This window comes from Pseudomonas viciae (genome assembly GCF_004786035.1).
In the GTDB taxonomy this organism is placed as follows: Bacteria; Pseudomonadota; Gammaproteobacteria; order Pseudomonadales; family Pseudomonadaceae; genus Aquipseudomonas; species Aquipseudomonas viciae.
The window spans coordinates 168,749-187,493 of sequence record NZ_CP035088.1 but is presented as its reverse complement, the minus strand read 5'-3'; the positions used below and the strand labels follow the sequence as shown (position 1 = coordinate 187,493).

16 protein-coding genes and 1 pseudogene are annotated in these 18,745 nt (G+C 60.9%); 5 read left to right on the top strand and 12 right to left on the bottom strand.

Translation table 11 applies throughout. The annotated features are described in order from the left end of the window. The first annotated feature begins 14 nt into the window (after positions 1 to 14). The gene (locus tag EPZ47_RS00850) at positions 15 to 479 is read left to right on the top strand and encodes an SRPBCC family protein (RefSeq protein ID WP_135843102.1); all 465 of its coding nucleotides are present in this window, start codon (positions 15 to 17) and stop codon (positions 477 to 479) included. 252 nt (positions 480 to 731) lie between these two features. On the opposite strand, the gene EPZ47_RS30685 is transcribed toward EPZ47_RS00850, so the two are convergent. The 3 genes and pseudogenes from EPZ47_RS30685 to EPZ47_RS00840 form a co-directional block, all read right to left on the bottom strand. Next, the gene (locus EPZ47_RS30685) at positions 732 to 1,517 is read right to left on the bottom strand and encodes a methyl-accepting chemotaxis protein (RefSeq protein ID WP_406550197.1); all 786 of its coding nucleotides are present in this window, start codon (positions 1,515 to 1,517) and stop codon (positions 732 to 734) included. A gap of 117 nt (positions 1,518 to 1,634) precedes the next feature. After that, positions 1,635 to 2,612 (bottom strand): annotated as a pseudogene (locus EPZ47_RS30680) (cache domain-containing protein); the annotation flags it as partial. 361 nt (positions 2,613 to 2,973) lie between these two features. Beyond that, entirely contained in the window at positions 2,974 to 4,047 is a 1,074-nt protein-coding gene (locus EPZ47_RS00840; protein ID WP_135843100.1) for a fatty acid desaturase, read from the bottom strand. A gap of 100 nt (positions 4,048 to 4,147) precedes the next feature. Here EPZ47_RS00840 and EPZ47_RS00835 point away from each other — a divergent pair, with 100 nt between their 5' ends. After that, positions 4,148 to 5,152: an AraC family transcriptional regulator gene (locus EPZ47_RS00835; protein ID WP_135843099.1), complete on the top strand. Its 1,005-nt coding sequence runs from the start codon at positions 4,148 to 4,150 to the stop codon at positions 5,150 to 5,152. 149 nt (positions 5,153 to 5,301) lie between these two features. Here EPZ47_RS00835 and EPZ47_RS00830 read toward each other — a convergent pair whose 3' ends face one another. Further along, a complete protein-coding gene (locus tag EPZ47_RS00830) occupies positions 5,302 to 5,988 on the bottom strand; it encodes a Crp/Fnr family transcriptional regulator (RefSeq protein WP_135843098.1) in 687 nt (228 codons plus the stop codon). An 87-nt stretch (positions 5,989 to 6,075) separates the two neighbouring features. On the opposite strand from EPZ47_RS00830, the gene EPZ47_RS00825 reads away from it, so the two are divergent. After that, entirely contained in the window at positions 6,076 to 6,600 is a 525-nt protein-coding gene (locus EPZ47_RS00825) for an Mpo1 family 2-hydroxy fatty acid dioxygenase (RefSeq protein WP_135843097.1), read from the top strand. Positions 6,601 to 6,706: 106 nt separating this feature from the next. Here the strand turns inward: EPZ47_RS00825 and EPZ47_RS00820 are convergent, their stop codons facing one another. From EPZ47_RS00820 to dibA, 6 genes are all read right to left on the bottom strand, one after another. After that, complete coding sequence (locus EPZ47_RS00820) at positions 6,707 to 7,696, bottom strand: sulfate/molybdate ABC transporter ATP-binding protein (RefSeq protein ID WP_135843096.1); 990 nt, start codon at positions 7,694 to 7,696, stop codon at positions 6,707 to 6,709. Between the two features lie 3 nt (positions 7,697 to 7,699). After that, entirely contained in the window at positions 7,700 to 8,569 is an 870-nt protein-coding gene (gene cysW / locus EPZ47_RS00815; protein ID WP_135843095.1) for a sulfate ABC transporter permease subunit CysW, read from the bottom strand. Between the two features lie 12 nt (positions 8,570 to 8,581). Then, the gene (cysT, locus tag EPZ47_RS00810; protein WP_013692011.1) at positions 8,582 to 9,400 is read right to left on the bottom strand and encodes a sulfate ABC transporter permease subunit CysT; all 819 of its coding nucleotides are present in this window, start codon (positions 9,398 to 9,400) and stop codon (positions 8,582 to 8,584) included. 192 nt (positions 9,401 to 9,592) lie between these two features. After that, the gene (locus tag EPZ47_RS00800; protein WP_135843094.1) at positions 9,593 to 10,606 is read right to left on the bottom strand and encodes a sulfate ABC transporter substrate-binding protein; all 1,014 of its coding nucleotides are present in this window, start codon (positions 10,604 to 10,606) and stop codon (positions 9,593 to 9,595) included. A gap of 136 nt (positions 10,607 to 10,742) precedes the next feature. Continuing rightward, positions 10,743 to 10,925 carry a sulfur starvation response protein OscA gene (oscA, locus tag EPZ47_RS00795; protein WP_030138496.1) on the bottom strand — a complete coding sequence of 61 codons (183 nt, stop codon included), beginning with the start codon at positions 10,923 to 10,925 and terminating at the stop codon, positions 10,743 to 10,745. 542 nt (positions 10,926 to 11,467) lie between these two features. After that, on the bottom strand, positions 11,468 to 13,375 hold the full coding sequence (dibA, locus tag EPZ47_RS00790; RefSeq protein WP_135843093.1) for a phosphodiesterase DibA: 1,908 nt from the start codon (positions 13,373 to 13,375) through the stop codon (positions 11,468 to 11,470). A gap of 146 nt (positions 13,376 to 13,521) precedes the next feature. Here dibA and desA point away from each other — a divergent pair, with 146 nt between their 5' ends. Then, complete coding sequence (gene desA / locus EPZ47_RS00785; protein WP_135843092.1) at positions 13,522 to 14,706, top strand: delta-9 fatty acid desaturase DesA; 1,185 nt, start codon at positions 13,522 to 13,524, stop codon at positions 14,704 to 14,706. Positions 14,707 to 14,903: 197 nt separating this feature from the next. Continuing rightward, on the top strand, positions 14,904 to 15,893 hold the full coding sequence (locus tag EPZ47_RS00780) for a GGDEF domain-containing protein (RefSeq protein WP_135843091.1): 990 nt from the start codon (positions 14,904 to 14,906) through the stop codon (positions 15,891 to 15,893). Between the two features lie 71 nt (positions 15,894 to 15,964). On the opposite strand, the gene EPZ47_RS00775 is transcribed toward EPZ47_RS00780, so the two are convergent. After that, positions 15,965 to 17,182 carry an HDOD domain-containing protein gene (locus EPZ47_RS00775; protein WP_135843090.1) on the bottom strand — a complete coding sequence of 406 codons (1,218 nt, stop codon included), beginning with the start codon at positions 17,180 to 17,182 and terminating at the stop codon, positions 15,965 to 15,967. 144 nt (positions 17,183 to 17,326) lie between these two features. Further along, entirely contained in the window at positions 17,327 to 18,604 is a 1,278-nt protein-coding gene (gene gabT / locus EPZ47_RS00770; RefSeq protein WP_135843089.1) for a 4-aminobutyrate--2-oxoglutarate transaminase, read from the bottom strand. Positions 18,605 to 18,745 lie beyond the last annotated feature (141 nt).

Here is an 18,745-nt window from a genome sequence, read left to right as displayed (position 1 = left end):
CAAGGAGCAAGACCATGAATGCATTTCAACCCGATACCCTGATCAAGAACCCCCACATCTGCCAGGTCGAAACCTCGGTGGAGGTAGCACGCGATGCGGCGAGCGTCTGGGAAGTGGTGGGTAACTTTGGTGGATTCGATCAATTCATCCCGGCACTGGAACGTATTGAGATGACCGGCAATGGCGTGAGATCCCTGCGCAAGAAGTTCTTCCGCGATGGCCAGAACCTGGTGGTGGAACAGCTCAATAGCCATGACGACCAGGCCATGCACATGACCTGGACGCTGATCTACAACACCTTGGGCATCGACAACCTCTGGGCGGCGATGCGCGTCGAGCCCCTGAGCGACAACCGCTGCCGCGCCACGTGGACCATCATCGCCGACCACACCGACGCCCATACACCGTCGGGGTTCAGGGACTTCCTGCAAGGGTTTGCCGATGAGGCGATGGCGAATGTGCAAGTGATGTTCAAGTAAGCCCCCTCCCTTGTGGGAGCGAGCTTGCTCGCGAAAGCGGTGGGTCAGCTTGCAGTAATTTGACTGGACTGCCGCCATCGCGAGCAAGCTCGCTCCCACATTGAGTTGGAGTGAACCCAAGATCCAGGCTCACCACCCATCCCCTGTGGACGCAGAAGTGGACGCGAAACCCAGGTCCACCGCCAATCCCCTGTGGGAGCGAGCTTGCTCGCGATGGCGGTGGCTCAACTTGCGGTGATGTCGGCTGAGGCCTCAGATCTTGAAGCTATCCACCAGTTGCTTCAACCGATTGGCCTGTTGCGACAAGGCATCGCAATCCTTCAGGGTTTCATTGAGGTTGGCCACGCTTTGCTGGTTCAACAGGTTGATGTGGCTGACGTCCATATTGAGGGTTTCCACCACCGCGGTCTGTTCTTCGGTCGCGGCGGCCACCGACTGGTTCATCCCATCGATTTCGCCGATGCGCTGCGTCACGCTGACCAGCCGCAGACCGGCCTGATTGGCCACTTCCACGCTTTCCTCACTGGACAACTGGCTGGCGTTCATCGTGGTCACCGCTTCGCGGGAACCGACCTGCAGCGAGGTGATCATCTTGTGGATTTCTTCCGCCGACTCCTGGGTGCGATGCGCCAGGTTACGCACTTCATCGGCCACCACCGCAAAACCACGGCCGGCTTCACCGGCCCGGGCCGCTTCAATGGCAGCGTTCAGGGCCAGCAGGTTGGTTTGCTGGGAGATGCCTTTGATCACGTCCAGGATGTGCCCGATGTTGTCGGTGCTGGCGTTCAGGGTTTCGATCTGGGTGCACGAGAGACTGATCTTCTGCGACAGCTCGGTCATCGCGTGGATGGTTTTTTCCACCACCTGACGACCATCATCGGCCTGCTCGCTGGCGCCGCTGGCCTGTTGCGAGGCATCGGCGGCGTTGCGGGCGATTTCCTGGGTCGCCGCGCCCAATTGGTTGATGGCCGCGGCCACGCTGTTGGTGCGAGCGCTCTGTTCATCCGAGCCGATGAGCGAGGCGTTCGACGAAGTCATCACCCGCTGCGACAGGTCATGCACCTGCCGTGTCGCCGAAGACACTTCGGAAATCGAGGCGTGAATCCGCTCCACGAATTGGTTGAACGAACCACCCAATACCGCGAACTCATCCTTGCCCTGCACCACCAGGCGGCGAGTCAGGTCGCCCTCGCCCTGGGCGATGTCCTGCATGGCCCGACCCATGGTGGTCAACGGACGCATCAATACTTGGATCAACATGCTCAGCAGCAACGCAATGGCCGCCACCGCGACAAACATCGCAATCAACGCAGACGTACGGAACTGGCTCAGCGGTGCGTAGGCTTTTGCCTTGTCGATCGACAGGCCGATGTACCACTCAGCGTTCGGCAGGCCAGTGACCGGGGTGAACGAAAGAATGCGGTCCTGCCCATTCAGCGCAACCTCCTGGATGCCTTTGCCGATGCGCACTGGCGTACCGGGGTAGATGTCCTTGAGGTTCTTCATCACCTGGTCTTTGTCCGGGCTGACGATCACCTGACCGTCGCCGCTGACCAGGAAGGCATGGCCGATGCCACCGAAATCCACCGAGTTGATGATTTTCACCAGGGTTTCCAGGCTCAGGTCGCCGCCCACCACGCCGAGCAATTCGCCGTTGTGCTTCACCGGCAAGGCGATGGTCACCACCAGGCCGCCGACCGCCGCCAGGTATGGCGGAGTCAGCATGGTTTTGTCGGCGCTGACGGCCTGTTTGTACCAAGGGCGCTGACGCGGATCGTAGCCATCAGGCATTTTTGCGTCAGGGCGTTGGGTGAAGACACCACTGGCCTGGCCTACGTAAGTGAACTGGAAGTTCGACGTCAGCGCCGGCTGGTCGACAAGCCCCGGCAGATCGGCACCGGTGCCTTGATGCGCGATGTTCTGCGCCAGGTTTTCCAGCACCAGTATCCGGCCACTCATCCAGTTCTGGATGCTACTGGCCGTCAAGTCACCGGATTGCTCGATGGAGGACTCGAGGCTACGGCCGATGGTATTGCGCTGCAAATAGTCGTTGTAGAGCGTAAAGAGGGCGAAAGCCAGAACCACGACACCGGAGGCGGCAAGAAGGATTTTGTGGCTGAACTTTAGATTCATTTAGTTAGGCTTCTTATGCAGGGAGTGGGGGTGCATTCCGGTTGCAACATTTCACGTAAAGCGCGAGCAGGCTTTTGACCCGCTCCACTTTGGTGCACGCATACCAATCTGTCGGCACGCCGTTGGAAAAAATTAGGGCTTTATGATGTTGGCCGACGAGAGGAGAAGATTAGACGCTTCCATGGGATGCGTTGGAATGCAGCCGGGAGGCCTGAGGGACTGCCCCAAGGGCGAACGAAGCGTGGCCGCCCAGGTGAGTGGCCGGTTGTAACAATCTGTGGCGAGGGCTTGCTCCCTCGCCACAGGATTCAGATCTGGCTGAAATATCGGGGCTTGCCGAAGAGCTTTTTCAATAGCCGTCTCAAACCCGTACCGTATCCACCTCTTCCCTCACCGGCCCTTTCTCGCCCACAAACCGGTTCGCCCGCCAAAACGTTCCAAAATCATTGAACCGCACGCCCATTTCACGCATCACTTTATGGGCCACCGGCACCGTCAATTGACGGATATAGAACGGTTCCCTCACCACGAAGTGATGGACTCCGTGGCTGCTGCCGAAGTTGAAGCAGAACGCCTGCAACGGCCACAGCCACCACGGGTTGAGCACTTGGGTTTGCTGGATGACGTTGCCCGGCTCGATGTCGCCGTAGTAGTGCATGTTCGAACTGATGAAGTGCAGGCAAAAAGTCCGCAGCACGTTCGGGCCGATGATCACCACCGCCGCGATATCGATCACATGCATCACCGACAACGCGGTTGGCGACCAGGCGATGGAAGTACCCAGCAGGCTGGCGACACCGTTGGCCCCATGAAAACCGAGGAACACATACCAGGCGCCCCAGTGCAGCAGCGCCAGCGGGAAGTACACCTTCAGCGTGCGCTTGAGGATGCTGCGCTTGTGCGCCCAGGTCTTGGCCCGCAGCAGGCGGATGAAAGCCGACATCACGTTGTCGCCGACCATCAGCAACCGCGCCAGCCCCCATGGCTCGCCGTTGGTGATGGCCCGCTCCTCCATGTCGGCCTCGCTGCCGGAGACCTTGTGATGGTTAAGGTGCAGGTGGCGACGGATCCACGGGTTGATGGTGCTGGGCCGCGCCAGCCACACCAGGCCCATCATCAGGTTGTGGGGCAGGCGCTGCTTGCGGAAATACATGCTGTGGATCAGGTCGTGTTCCAGCTCGTGGGTCAGGGAGGCGAAAAAAGCGTTGAGCAGCAGGCACGCCCACCCGGCGAGATGGCCGTTGATGTAGAGCAGCGCCGAACCGATCATCCCGGCCAGGGCGAACACCAGGATGCCCGCGCCCAGTGCATCCTGGTGGTGCAAAATCGGGTAGCGCTGGCGCAATTGCTCGCCTCGGGCCAATACCACTTGGCGAATATGGGCGGATCGCTGTTGTGCATTCAATCGCTCGGGGCTTGCGCAAGTGCCGTGCATGGCTTACATCCTCTGTTATCGATGTGCTCATCCTGCCGGGCGTTGTCCCCTCGGGTGGTAGCCGTAAACGCCAACCTGTTGACCGCAAGCGCCAATCGTCATGACTGAACCGACCTCACTCGCCAGCTGGACCCGTGCCCTGCGCAAACAGCTCGATGCGCTGGGCCTGGACAGCCATGCCCTGTGCGTCGAGGCTGGCCTCGACCCGCAACTGATGGACGACCCGAACGCCCGTTACCCGCTCTCGGGTACCACGCGCCTGTGGGCGTTGGCGGTGCAGGCCAGCGGCGACCCGGCGATTGGCCTGCGGGTGTCGCGCTTCGTCAGCCCCACCACCTTTCACGCACTGGGCTATGCCCTGGTGGCCAGCGGCAGCCTGCGGGAAGTGTTCGAGCGGATCGTGCGCTATCACCCGGTGGTCAGCGATGCACTGACATTGCAACTGAGCCGCGGCGAAGACCGCTACCGCTTCAGTCTTGATGTGCCCCCGGGCCGTCCGGGACCGGCCTTTGAAGCCATCGACGCGTTCGCCGCGATTTATGTGCGCACCTGTCGCAACCGCCTCGGCCGCGACTACGCGCCGCTGGCGGTGTACCTGCGGCGCCCGGAACCGGCGGACCCCAGCCCCTGGCACAAAGTGTTCCGCTCGCCGGTGTATTTCGGCGCGGCCCAGGATTGCCTGGAGTTCAACCTCACGGATTTCGACAGCCATTTGGACGACGCCAACCCGGAGCTGGCCGAACACAACGAAACGGTGCTCGAGCGCACCCTTGCGCAACTCAAGCCGCTGACCTGGGAGCGCAAGGTGCGTGCCGCCATCGAGGCCCAATTACCCGAAGGCGAACCCAGCGCCGAACGCATCGCCCAGGCCATGCACCTGAGCCTGCGCAGCCTGCAACGGCACCTGGCCGACGAAGGCTGCCGCTTCGACGCACTGCTCAACGAGTGCCGGGAAAACCTGGCGCTGCTGCACCTGCGTGATCCGCATTGCTCGCTGAGCGAGGTCAGTTATCTGTTGGGATTTGCCGACACCAGCAGCTTCAGCCGCGCATTCAAACGCTGGACCGGAATGACGCCGGGGCAGTTTCGAGATGGGTTGCGCTAGGGATTTGTGTTGCTCTCACAATGATCTGCGGCATACACAAATCCCTGGTGGGAGCGGGCTTGCTCGCGAAGGCGACAGCACAGTCAACATCACCGCCAACAGACCCACCGCTTCGCGAGCAAGCCCGCTCCCACAGGTTGAGGTTGGCCTCAGAATGTGGTCAACGCCCGCAGCCGCTCGATGTCGAGGATTTCGATCTCGCCATAACTGAGATGAAGAATGCCTTGGCCCTGCAAATCCTTGAGGATCTGGTTGGTGGTCTGGCGCGACAGCGAGAGCATCAGCGCCAGTTGTTCCTGGGGCAGCTGCAAGACCCGGCGCGCCGGCTCGATTTCGCCGTAGCCTTCGGCGATCATCAACAGGCGATGGGCCACGCGTGCGGGGGCGGGCATCAGGCTCAGGTGTTCGAGGTTGGTGAAGGCCAGGCGCAGTTTGTGGCTCATCAGCAACGCGAGATGCCGCCAGTAGAGCGGTTGCTCCTGCAGAAATGCCAGCAGCGGCGCCTGAGGCAAGTGCAGCAGGGTGCATTGACCTACCCCCTGCGCATCATGGGTCCGCGGCTGGCCATCGAACAGGCAGATTTCACCGAACCAGTGGGGCGCCTCGACCACGCTTAGCAGCGCCTCCTTGCCCTGCTCGTTCACCGCACCGACCCGTACCGCGCCTTCCAGCACGGCGTAGATCCCGCAAGGTGGATCGCCACGCTGGAACAGTCGATCCCCCGGCAACAGGCGCAGTACCCGCGACATCCCCAGCAGACTATTCTGTAACTCAACAGGCAAATGGCGGTACCAGTGACCGGCCATCAGGTGCGAGTGCCAGGGACGCGAATTCATGGAAACTCCGGGACAAGTGTCGGCTAACTGACAGAACAACTCATTGAACCTGGGCATCATGCAGGCATCACCTCAGGAGGAACAACAATGAAAAGCCTCGTCGATCATCTCAGTCAATATGCCGCCTACCACCGCGATCCACGCAACATCGCCAGCCACTTCATTGGCATTCCGCTGATTTTCGTCGCCGTCGCCGTGCTGCTGTCTCGGCCGGGTTGGCCGATGGGCGCGATCCTGTTGTCTCCGGCGTTGTTGGTGGCGGCAGCGAGTGCCTGGTTCTATCTGCGCCTGGAGTTGCGCCTGGGTGTATTCATGACGGTGCTGCTGGGCCTGGCGGTATGGCTGGGCCAGACGCTGGCCGGGCAAAGCACCTCGGTGTGGCTGGGCAGTGGCCTGGGGATGTTTGTGGTGGGTTGGGTGATCCAGTTTGTCGGGCACTATTACGAAGGCCGCAAACCAGCGTTCGTAGACGACCTCACCGGGCTGATTGTCGGGCCGTTGTTTGTGGTGGTTGAAGCGGGTTTTCTGCTGGGGCTCAGAAGCGAACTGAAGCGGGCCATTGAAGAACGCGCAGGGCCGGTGGCCGTGCGCAACCGACGATCGGCGGCCTGAAAACAACGCAATGCGAACCTCTGTGGGAGCGTGCTCGCTCCCACAATAGATCTGCGCCGTTCACAAATCCCCTGTGGGAGCGAGCTTGCTCGCGATGCTTGTGATCTTAGAGGTTGGCGACCTTCTGCCAGACCTTCGGCTTGAAGAACAGTGTCTCGCCCTTCGCCAGGCCCACCAGGCTGTCGTGATCCTTCACCACTTCGGCTTCAATCAATTCGCTTTGGCCTTCGACCTTCAAGGTCACCCGGGTGGTGGCGCCCAGCGGGCGGATGTCGCGCACTTCGGCGGCGTGGTGATCCTCCAGTTCCGAACGCGACAGCGAAACTTCATGGGGGCGGAACAGCACATGCCGATCCTCGCCCAAGTGCAGGCGGTTCGAGTCGCCGAGAAAGTGATAGACAAAGTCGCTGGCCGGGTTTTCATACACATCCCCCGGTGAGCCGATCTGCTCGATCACGCCTTTGTTCATCACCACGATCCGGTCGGCGACTTCCATGGCTTCTTCCTGGTCGTGGGTCACGAACACCGAGGTCAGGTTGATGTCCTCGTGCAGCCGCGCCAGCCAACGACGCAGTTCCTTGCGGACCTTGGCGTCGAGGGCGCCGAAGGGTTCGTCCAGCAATAACACCTTGGGCTCCACCGCCAATGCACGGGCCAGGGCGATGCGCTGGCGCTGGCCACCGGACAGTTGCTCCGGGTAACGGTCGGCAAGCCAATCCAGTTGCACCATGTTCAGCAGTTCGTGGACCTTGGTCGCGATCTGGCTTTCGTTCGGGCGCTGGTTCTTGGGCTTCATGCGCAAGCCGAAGGCGACGTTATCGAACACCGTCATGTGGCGGAACAGGGCGTAGTGCTGGAATACGAAACCGACGTTGCGATCACGCACGTCGTGGCCGGACACGTCCTCGCCGTGGAACACGATGTTGCCCTGGTCCGGGGTTTCGAGGCCGGCGATGATCCGCAGCAGAGTGGTCTTGCCGCAACCCGACGGGCCCAGCAGCGCCACCAGCTCGCCGCTCTGGATGTCCAGGCTGATGTTGTCCAGGGCCTTGAAGGCGTGAAAATTCTTGCTGACATTACGGACTTCGATCGACATGACTTATTCCTCCGCGGCGCTGGCGCGCAGGCGGTTGATTCGGTTTTCGCTCCACTGCTTGAGCAGCAGGATCAAGAGCGCCAGGATCAGCAACAGGCTCGCCACGGCGAACGCGGCTACGTGGTTGTATTCGTTGTAGAGGATCTCGACGTGCAGCGGCAGGGTGTTGGTCACCCCGCGAATGTGCCCGGACACCACCGACACCGCACCGAACTCGCCCATGGCCCGGGCGGTACACAGCACCACGCCATAGATCAGCCCCCACTTGATGTTCGGCACGGTGATATGCCAGAACATCTGCCAGCCATTGGCACCCAACAGGCGCGCAGCCTCTTCTTCCTGGGTGCCCTGCTCCTGCATCAGCGGGATCAGCTCACGGGCCACGAATGGCACGGTGACGAAGATCGTCGCCAACACGATGCCCGGCAGCGCAAACACAATCTGGATGTCGTGATCCGACAGCCACGGCCCGAACAGGCCCTGGGCGCCGAACATCAGCACATAGACCAGGCCGGCGATCACTGGCGACACCGAGAACGGCAGGTCGATCAGCGTCACCAGCATGCTCTTGCCACGGAATGAATATTTGCTCACGCACCACGCGGCGCTGACACCGAACACCAGGTTCAGGGGCACCGAGATCAGCACCGCAACCACCGTGAGCTTCAGCGCCGACAGCGCGTCGGGTTCAAAGATCGCGGTAAAGAACGCCCCCAGGCCGAGCTTCAGGCCCTGGGACACCACGATGAACAACGGCAGCAGCAGGAACAGCGCAAAAATCAGCCAGCCGAGGCCGATCAGGACGCCCCGCGAAGTTGCACTGCCGCGGCGAGCGGCGTTGGTGGAGGCCGCGGAAATAGACGATTGGGACATGTTCGCGCCTCCTTATGGGGTTTCGATACGCCGCTGCAGCAGGTTGATCAGCAGCAACAGGACGAAGGAAACCACCAGCATCAGCACACCGATGGAGGTGGCGCCGGTGTAGTCGTATTGGTCGAGCTTGACCATGATCAGCAGCGGCAGGATCTCGGTTTTCATCGGCATGTTGCCGGCGATGAAAATCACCGAGCCGTACTCGCCCACGCCACGGGCAAAGGCCAGGGCGAAGCCGGTCAGCCAGGCCGGCAACAGCGCCGGCACTAGGATGTGGCGGAACACTTGCCACGGCTTGGCGCCGAGGCAAGCGGCGGCCTCTTCGACTTCACGGGGAATATCGGCCAGCACCGGCTGCACCGTGCGCACCACGAAGGGTAGCGTCACGAAGGTCAGCGCCAGGGTGATACCCAGCGGCGTATAGGCGATCTTGAACCCCAGGTCGGTGGCGAACTGGCCGACCAGGCCGGTCGGCGCATACAACGCCGTCAGCGCAATACCCGCCACGGCGGTGGGCAAGGCGAACGGCAGGTCGATCATCGCATCGATGATCTTGCGACCGGGGAAGGTGTAGCGCACCAGCACCCAGGCCAACAGCGTACCGATCACGCCGTTGATGATCGCGGCGTACAGCGCGGTGCCGAAACTGAGCTTCAAGGCAGCCAGCACCCGCGGCGCCGAGATGATCGCCCAGAACTGTTCCCAGGTGAGTTGAGCGGCATGCACGAACATCGCCGCCAGCGGTATGAGCACAATCAGACTGAGGTACACCAGGGTGTAGCCCAGCGTCAGCCCGAAGCCGGGTATGACGGGGGATATGCGACGCGACATAAAGGTCCTTGGTTGAGAACTCGCAAAGCCCCGATGGTAAATCGGGACCTGTTAGCAAATGCCAGCCCGTTAGGGTGCGTAACCTGTGGGAGCGGGCTTGCTCGCGAAAGCGGTATGTCAGGCAACATTGATACTGACTGTACCGCCTTCACGAGCAAGCCCGCTCCCACATGAATTGCGCTCTATTTCAGCTTACTGCGCCTGATAGATCTGGTCGAACACGCCACCATCATTGAAGAACTTCGGCTGGGCGGTTTTCCAGCCACCGAAGTCGTTGTCGATGGTCACCAGCTCCAGTTTCGGGAACTGCCGGGAGTACTTGGCGGCCACATCCTTGTCACGTGGACGATAGAAGTTCTTCGCGGCGATTTCCTGGCCGGCCGGGCTGTACAGGTGCTTGAGGTAGGCTTCGGCGATCTCCAGGTTGCCCTTTTTCTCGGCGTTCTTGTCCACCACCGCCACCGGCGGTTCGGCCAGAATAGACAGCGACGGCACAACGATGTCGAACTTGTCCGCGCCGCCATCTTCTTTCAGCGCCAGGAACGCTTCGTTTTCCCAGGCCAGCAACACGTCGCCCTGACCGTTGTTGACGAAAGTAATGGTCGAGCCGCGGGCGCCGGTGTCGAGGATCGGCACATGCTTGAACAGCGCTTGCACGTATTCCTTGGCCTTGGCTTCGTCACCACCGTTGGCCTTGAGGCCATAGGCCCAGGCCGCGAGGAAGTTCCAACGAGCGCCGCCGGAGGTCTTCGGGTTCGGGGTGATGACCGAGACGTCATTCTTGATCAGGTCGCCCCAGTCCTTGATGCCCTTGGGATTGCCCTTGCGCACCAGGAACACGATGGTCGAGGTGTACGGTGTGCTGGCGTCCGGCAGGCGTGTTTGCCAGTCCACCGGCAGGGACTTGCCCAGCTTGGCGATTTCGTCGATGTCACCGGCCAGGGCCAGGGTCACCACGTCGGCCCGCAGACCATCGATCACCGCTCGACCTTGTTTGCCCGAGCCGCCATGGGACTGTTGGATCTTCACGTTATCGTCCGGGTGCGCCTTCTTCCAGAAACTGGCGAATTCGACGTTGTAATCCTGATACAGCTCGCGGGTCGGGTCATAGGACACGTTAAGCAACTCGTAATCCTTGGCAACCGCGGAACCTGCAAAAACAGCACTGGCCAGGGCGGCCAAGGCATAACGGCGAATTGACGACATGGTGAAAGCTCCTGGAATTCTGGTTTTTATGGCTTCTGGAAATTCATTTGGCTCATAGAAAAAATCGCAGCCTTCGGCAGCGCCTACGCCTAGCCCCCCTGTAGGAGCTGCCGAAGGCTGCGATCTTTTGGCTTTTTCAAGACGGCTTTTGGCTCGGCTGCTGCAACCGGAATTTTTCCTTGCGTTCGATCTGAACCACTTGCGCGTTGTGCACGGTGATTTCCACCGCGCCAAAGCGCAGATCGCGCAGTGCGCTCTGGATCTCGCGCAAGATGGTTGCTTCGTCCTGGCCATCAACGCTACGTAGGGATGCGCTCATGCTGCTGCTCCTTGAATGAATGCCTGGCAGTGGGCGGCACTGCTTGCGGCGTGGGAGCAATATTAGATAAGCGCAGATATTCTTAAAAAGACTATTTAAGAATTTTTATATAACCAAAATAACATAAAGTATCTGGCGTCCTACGGCAGGGGTAATTGGGGGGCTTTTCCCCTGCCAAACCCTCGGATATTTCCTTCAAAACGCTGGGCTGTTCATGAACTAGGCACCCTGGTTTTCTGCCGCTAACCTTGGTTCATCATCGCAAAAAACGGTGACACGGACGTGCAAGTCCGAGTAAACACCCACCCAGAATGCTTCTAGCCATTCGCGCCCGTGTTCTATGACGGCTGTGTTCGGGAGATCTTCGGATCTACCGAGTTTGGGTAGGTGACTCGGTCTTGCACACTCGTACACAGCTGCCCCCCTCCATTACGTGCAAGCGGTCCAGGGCATGGTCAGGCACCTCCTGACCGTATTTCACACCTATAAAGGATGTCTCCGGTTTCTACCCGAGCATCAGTCAACATCAATTCAACGGGTGATCAGGCAATGGCCGGCGCACGGTCCCAATCCAGTTGCTGCGCGGCCACCGGCCGGCCAAACCAGTAGCCCTGCCCGAGTTCACACGCCTGTTCAAGCAAAAATGCCGCCTGCTCGCGCTGCTCGATGCCTTCGGCATGCACCTGCATGCCCATGCTGTGTGCCAGGGCGATAATCACTCGGACAATCGCCGCGTCGTCCTCATCCCACGGCAACCCGGCGACAAAGCCCTGATCGATCTTGAGCTTCTGCACCGGCAAGCGCTTGAGCCGCAATAACGACGAATAACCCGTGCCGAAATCGTCGATCGCCAGCCGTACGCCCAACTCCCGTAGGCGATGCATCTGTTCCAGCGCCACCTCCGGGTCTTCCATCACAGCGCTTTCGGTCACCTCCAACTCCAGGCACGCAGGGTCCAGGCCCGTGTCGTGCAGCACCTTGGCGACCTGCTCGTACAACTCGCGACGGGCGAACAGTCGGCTGGAGACGTTGACCGCGACGAACGACAACGCCACTCCAGCCTGCTGCCACCGACACATCTGCCGACAGGCCTGGTCCATGACCCAGGCATCGATCTGGGCAATCAGCCCGACGCGCTCGGCGATGGGAATGAACTCGGCGGGCGAAACCAACCCGCGCGTGGGATGCTCCCACCGCACCAATGCCTCGACACCGATCAGGCGGCTGCTCGCCAGGTCGTACACCGGTTGGTAATGAACCCGCAATTGCTGCTGCTGAAGGGCCAGGCGTAGTTCGGAGGCGATCTCGACCCGTTGCTGAGCGTGGACGGTGAGCTCTTCGGTGTACAAGGCGTAACCGTCGCGCCCGGCACTCTTGGCCTTGAACAGCGCCGAATCGGCGTTGCGCAGCAACTGCCCGGCGCTGAGGGCATCACCGGGAAACAGACTGATGCCGATGCTGGCGTTGATGAACAACGACTGCTGATCGAGCCGCAACGGTTCCTTCAGGGCGTCTAGAATGCGCCGCGCCAACGCTGCCGCCTGCCCGGGCTGCGCACAGTTTTCCACCAGCACGGCAAATTCGTCGCCCCCCAGCCGGGCCAGGGTCACACCTGGGGCAAAGAGCCCGCGAAACCGCTCGGCCACACCTTTGAGTAACTCATCACCGATGTTGTGCCCCAGGCTGTCGTTGATGTTTTTGAAGTGATCCAGGTCCACCAACAGCAGCGCGCAGCCACGTTTGTGGAGCTGTGCCGACGCCAGGGCCTGTTCCGTGCGATCAGAAAACAGCAGGCGGTTGGGCAAGCCTGTCAGCGGATCGTGATGGGCCAGGTGTGCCAGTTCGTGCTCGGAATCCTTGATTGCGCTGATATCCGAAAACACAGCGACGTAATGACTGACCTGGCCGTTGTCGTCGCGAACGACGCGGATCGTCTGCCACTGCGGGTAGATCTCGCCGCTTTTACGCCGGTTCCAGATCTCACCGCTCCACTCACCCAGGCTGTCCAAGGCGACAAACATGTCGCGATAGAAATCCGGCCCATGACGACCGGACTTGAACAGATTGGGTCGCTGGCCCAGCACTTCGTCCCGACCGTAACCAGTAATCGCCATAAAGGCCCGGTTGACGTGCACGATCAGGCCGTTGCGGTCCGTCACCAACACCCCTTCGCGGGTGCAATCGAAGACGGCGGCGGCCTGGCGCAGGCGCTCGCGATCGGCGCTGTGCTCGCCCGGCCCGAAAAACCGGGACATCCGCACTCGGGTCAGGAAAATCAACCCGGCGCTGACCAGCACCCAGGCATAACCGTTGATCAGCAACCAGCGAAGTCGGTCGGCGGATTGATCGAAGAAACTGCTCAATAAATAACCAACCAGCTGCAGCCAGACGACTGACAGCAAGAGATAAAGCAGCGCTGTGCGCAGAGCGATGCGGCGGTAGACAGTCATTCGGCCATCCATGTCCCTATGAAGAGGCGGGAATTATAGAGGAAGAAACATCCTGCCACTTTTATCTGAAAGGGCGACTGGTTTTATCTGTCGGGCCGGTGATAATGCAACGGCAGTTTCTATCTTTATCGAGGGTCCTACAGCCTATGTGGTACGAAGGTTTTCTTGGCTTGTCGCCCTGGTCACTGGTGGCAGTCACCCTGCTGATGACCCACGTCACGATCATTGGCGTCACGGTGTACTTGCACCGTTATTCGGCGCATCGCTCCCTTGAGCTCAATGCTGGCCTCAAACATTTCTTCCGCTTCTGGCTGTGGCTGACCACGGCACAGAACACCCGCGAATGGACCGCTATCCACCGCAAGCATCACGCCAAATGCGAAACCGTCGACGACCCCCACAGCCCGGTGATCAAAGGCTTGTCCACCGTACTGCGCAAAGGTGCCGAGCTGTATCGCGCCGAGGCGGAGAATCCGGAAACCCTGCGCATCTACGGCAAGAACTGCCCTGAGGATTGGATCGAGCGCAACCTCTACAGCCGCTTCCCACTGCTGGGTGTGGCGATCATGGGCGCCATCGACCTGCTGCTGTTCGGCACCATCGGCATCACCATCTGGGCCATCCAGATGATGTGGATTCCCGTCTGGGCCGCCGGCGTGGTCAATGGCCTGGGCCATGCCGTGGGCTACCGCAACTTCGAATGCCGCGACGCGGCGACCAACCTGGTGCCCTGGGGCATCCTGATCGGTGGCGAAGAGCTGCATAACAACCACCACACCTACCCCAACTCGGCCAAGCTGTCGGTACGCAAATGGGAGTTCGACCTGGGCTGGGCCTGGATCCAGGTGTTCAGTTTCCTGCGCCTGGCCAAGGTCCAGCGGGTCGCGCCGATCGCCCACCGGGTCGAAGGCAAGGGCCATCTGGACATGGACACCGCCATGGCGATCCTCAACAACCGTTTCCAGATCATGGCCCAGTATCGCCGGCTGGTCATCGCACCGCTGGTCAAACAGGAACTGGAGAAGGTCGATCACTCGGTGCGCCATCAGTTCCACCGGGCCAAACGCTTGCTGTCGCGGGAAACCAGCCTGCTGGATGACCGTCACCACGCGCGCATCCAGAACATGCTGGAACACAGTCAGGCGCTGAAGGTGATCTACGAAAAACGCCTGGCCTTGCAACAGATCTGGGTCAAGACCAGCAGCAACGGCCATGACATGCTTGCCGCCATCAAGGAATGGGTCCACGAAGCCGAGGCCAGCGGCATCCAGTCCCTGCGGGACTTCGCCGACCAGCTCAAGACCTACTCGCTGCGGCCCGCCACGGCCTGATAACCAAACCCCGCCTCCGGCGGGGTTTTTCTTTGCTGCACGCCCCCTGTTAAATGTTGCCAGGCCCCGCCCTTCGTCGCCTGAAAAGGAACTTCGCCTCAAATCCCCTATCTCAATGAGCACTTCGCCATCCAGGCGGGCTTTGGAGTGAGCGCGTGCAAATCCACAGCAGTGCACGTTCTTTGAGATTTGTGCCGATGGTCGACAAGAACCTACAGGATTCATCCCAACCTCATTGGCCCGAAGCGGCCCAGACCCTCATGGCGCTGATGCACGCCCAGGGCGAAGTCGCACGCCTGAGCGAGCGTGAGCAGCTGTTCAGCTCGCTGCTGGTCAGTGTCAATGCCGTGCTGTGGGCGTTCAACTGGGAAACCCGGCAAGTGCTGTACGTCAGCCCCGCCTACGAGCGGATCTTTGGCCGGCCTGCTGGCCTGGTCATGGCCGATTTCAACGAATGGCGCGACGCAATCTACCCGGATGACCAAGAGTACGCCGAACGCAGCCTGGCCGAAGTGCTGGTCAAAGGCGCCGTCGAAGATCGCGAATACCGCATCATCGCCGCTGATGGCCAGATCCGCTGGCTGAGCGACAAATGCTTCATCAACCGCAAGGCCGAGCCAGGGCAACCGGTGATTGTGGTGGGCATCGCCGAAGACATCACCGAAAAGAAGCTGCTGGAAAGTGAACTGCAGCGACTGGCAACCACTGACGTGCTGACCCAGAGCAGCAATCGACGCCATTTCTTCGAGTGCGCCCACCGAGAGTTCGAGCAGGCACGGCTACAGGGGATGCCTATGGCGTTCCTACTGCTGGACATCGATGACTTCAAGGTGATCAACGACACCTACGGCCACCAGGAAGGCGATACCGTGCTGCAGAAAATCGCCGAAAGCGGACGCTCCGTGCTCAGGCGCGGTGATCTGTTTGGGCGGATCGGCGGCGAAGAATTCGCCGCCGTGTTCCCCGGTTGTGCCCCGGACATGGCGCTGCAAGTGGCCGAGCGTCTGCAACGGGAAATCCAGCGCTTGAATTTTCGCTGCGGCGAGCAGAACTTCGGCATTACCGTGAGCCAGGGCCTGACCAGCATCACCGTCGAAGACCAGACCCTCGACAGCCTGTTCGCCCGGGCCGATGCGGCCATGTATGAAGCCAAGCGCCAGGGTAAGAATCGCATCATTGCGGCTTGAGCAATCTCCGCGCTAAGGAGTCAGCAAAACTCCAGTCATACCCAAATTCCTGTGGGAGTTAGTCAGCGACGCTACTTCCTGCGCAATCGCATCAACTCCGGCAAACCGATCTTCAGCAAACGCGCCGTGCGCCCCCGGGCCAGCTCTTCAAGCCCTTCATGCTCGGTCAGGTGAGCCATCTGCGCCGCCATGTTCATCACCAGTGCCTCGCGAGAGTAAACCCCACCACCCAGGCTGTAGGCTGCCGCGATCAACTCACGCAGCTCCAGCGGCAGGCGCCAACGGGTGCGCAGCGCCGAGCCGAAACCGGCGCCGTATTGATCGAGGGAATTTCCTACTTCCTCCCACTCATCCAGCTCGCCACCCGCCTGCGTCCACTCCTCCAGGCAACGCAGCAGCGCCAGGTCGCCCAGGCGGTGTAACAACCCGGCGCAATAACAGCGTTCCGGCTCCAGATCCAGCAGCCGAGCCAGGATTCGGGCGTACTCGGCGGTGTGCAGGGACAATTCCCAGTAGCGCTTGGCATAGTCCGCCAGGCACGGAACGCTGAGCCGGGCGCAGCGCTTGAGAGTCAGGCCGAGGATCAGGTTCATGCTCTGCCCCGTGCCGAGCTGGTGCAGCGCCTGGGCTACGGTCTGCACCGGGCCGCCACCCTGATGCTGGGCAGCATTGTTGGCCGCCGCAATCAGCACCCCAGTGATTTGCGGGTCGGTGCGAATCTCCTCTTCCAGCAGCTTCAGATCCAGACCCGTGGGATTCAGGCAGCGCTTGACCGCCACCTGCACATCGGTCATCAGCGGCGCGCCTTCGGACAGCTCACGCCGACGCTCCAGAAACGCTACCAGGGTCAGCCCCGGCCCTGGGACCGGCACGTCGTGGGAGGTTTCTTCACTGCCACTCAACAGCAACCCTTGCAAACGCTGGGTCAGGCTTTCGCGGTTCAAGGGTTTGGTCAAATACGCCATCGGCGCCAGTGGCACGACCTCACGCACACTGGCGCTGTCGTTACGCCGACTCATCAGGATGAATGGCAACGGCGGGGTGCGATGCTGTTGGCGAAGACCACGCAGGATCGCCAGGCCATCAACACCCGGCAGCTCCCAATCGGCGATGACCAGGTCGTACGAGTTATGCGCCAGCAAATCCAGGGCCTGTTGCCCCTCACCGCAGGTATCCACTCGGGCATCGCAACGCACGCCCGACAACACTTGCTCAAGCAGCTCCCGGGACGCCGGGTCGGCCTCGGCAATCAGCACACGCGGTACAGCGGGTAAAACCACAGCAGCCATGCAGCATCGCTCCCTTGCCATACATGCACCTTAGCCAATGAAGGCCATTCCAGACAGCTCAAACCTGCGGGATATGCCTGCGGATATGAAAAAACCCGCCGAAGCGGGTTTTTTGTGAATCAGCGCACAATCAGAGTTCGTAAATCAGAGCTCGGAGAAGCACTCTTCGATGATTGCCAGGCCTTTGTCCAGTTGCTCGTCCGGCGAGGTCAGCGGCACCAGCACCCGTAGAACGTTACCGTAGGTGCCGCAGGACAGCAGGATCAAGCCCTTGTCGCGCGCCTTGGCCACGATCTGAGCCACCGCTGCGGCGTTCGGCTTGTGGGAGTCGCCGTCTTCGAACAGCTCCACCGCAATCATCGCGCCCAGAGCTCGGACTTCACCGATCACCGGGTACTTCTTCTGGATGGCCTTGAGGCCGGTAACCAGACGCTCCCCCACCGCCTTGCAGCGGTCCAGCAGGTGCTCTTCCTCGAAGACTTCCATCACCGCCAAGGCAGCCGCGCAAGCAATCGGGCTGCCGGCGTAGGTGCCGCCCAGGCCACCCGGCGCGATGGCATCCATGTACTCGGCCTTGCCGCAAACACCAGCCAACGGGAAGCCGCCGGCAATGGATTTGGCGAAGGTGGTCAGGTCGGCGGCAACGCCCATCTGCTCCATGGCGAAGAAGGTGCCGGTACGACCGGCGCCGGTCTGCACTTCGTCAGCGATCAAGAGGATGCCGTGCTGGTCGCACAGCGCGCGCAGGCGCTTCATGAATTCTTTGGGCGCCACATAGAAACCACCCTCGCCCTGCACTGGCTCGATGATGATTGCGGCGATGTCACGGGGCTCGGCGTCGTTCTTGAAAATGCGCTCGATGCTGGCGATGGAATCGTCGATGCTCACGCCGTGCAGTTCGTTCGGGTACAGGGCGCGGAAGATACCGCCAGGCATCAGACCCATGCCGGCCGAGTACGGCACGACTTTACCGGTCAGGCCCAGGGTCATCATGGTACGACCGTGGTAAGCGCCGGTGAAGGCAATCACACCGGCACGGCCCGTGGCGGCGCGAGCGATTTTCACGGCGTTTTCCACCGCTTCGGAACCGGTGGTCACCAGCAGGGTTTTCTTGGCGAAATCACCCGGCACCTTGGCGTTGATTTTTTCGCACAGCTCCACGTACGGCTCATAGGCCAGGACCTGGAAGCAGGTGTGGGTCAGCTTGTTCAGTTGTGCGGTCACGGCAGCGATGATTTTCGGGTGCAGGTGGCCGGTGTTCAGCACAGCGATGCCGCCAGCGAAGTCGATGAATTCACGGCCTTCGACGTCGGTTACCGTGGCGTTCTTCGCCGATTCAGCGAAGATCGGGTGAATCTGGCCGACGCCACGGGGAACAGCAGCGGTACGGCGGGCCATCAAGTCAGCGTTAGTCTTGCTCATTACAGTCCTCATTCGCCGCTCATCGGTCGGCGTGGTTCAAGGAATACATGGCCGGGAGGCAACTGCGACAGCATGCGATGATCGACTGCCGCAGCGTTCCGGCCACAAGAAACAGAACGGGTGAAACACGCAAAGGGACAG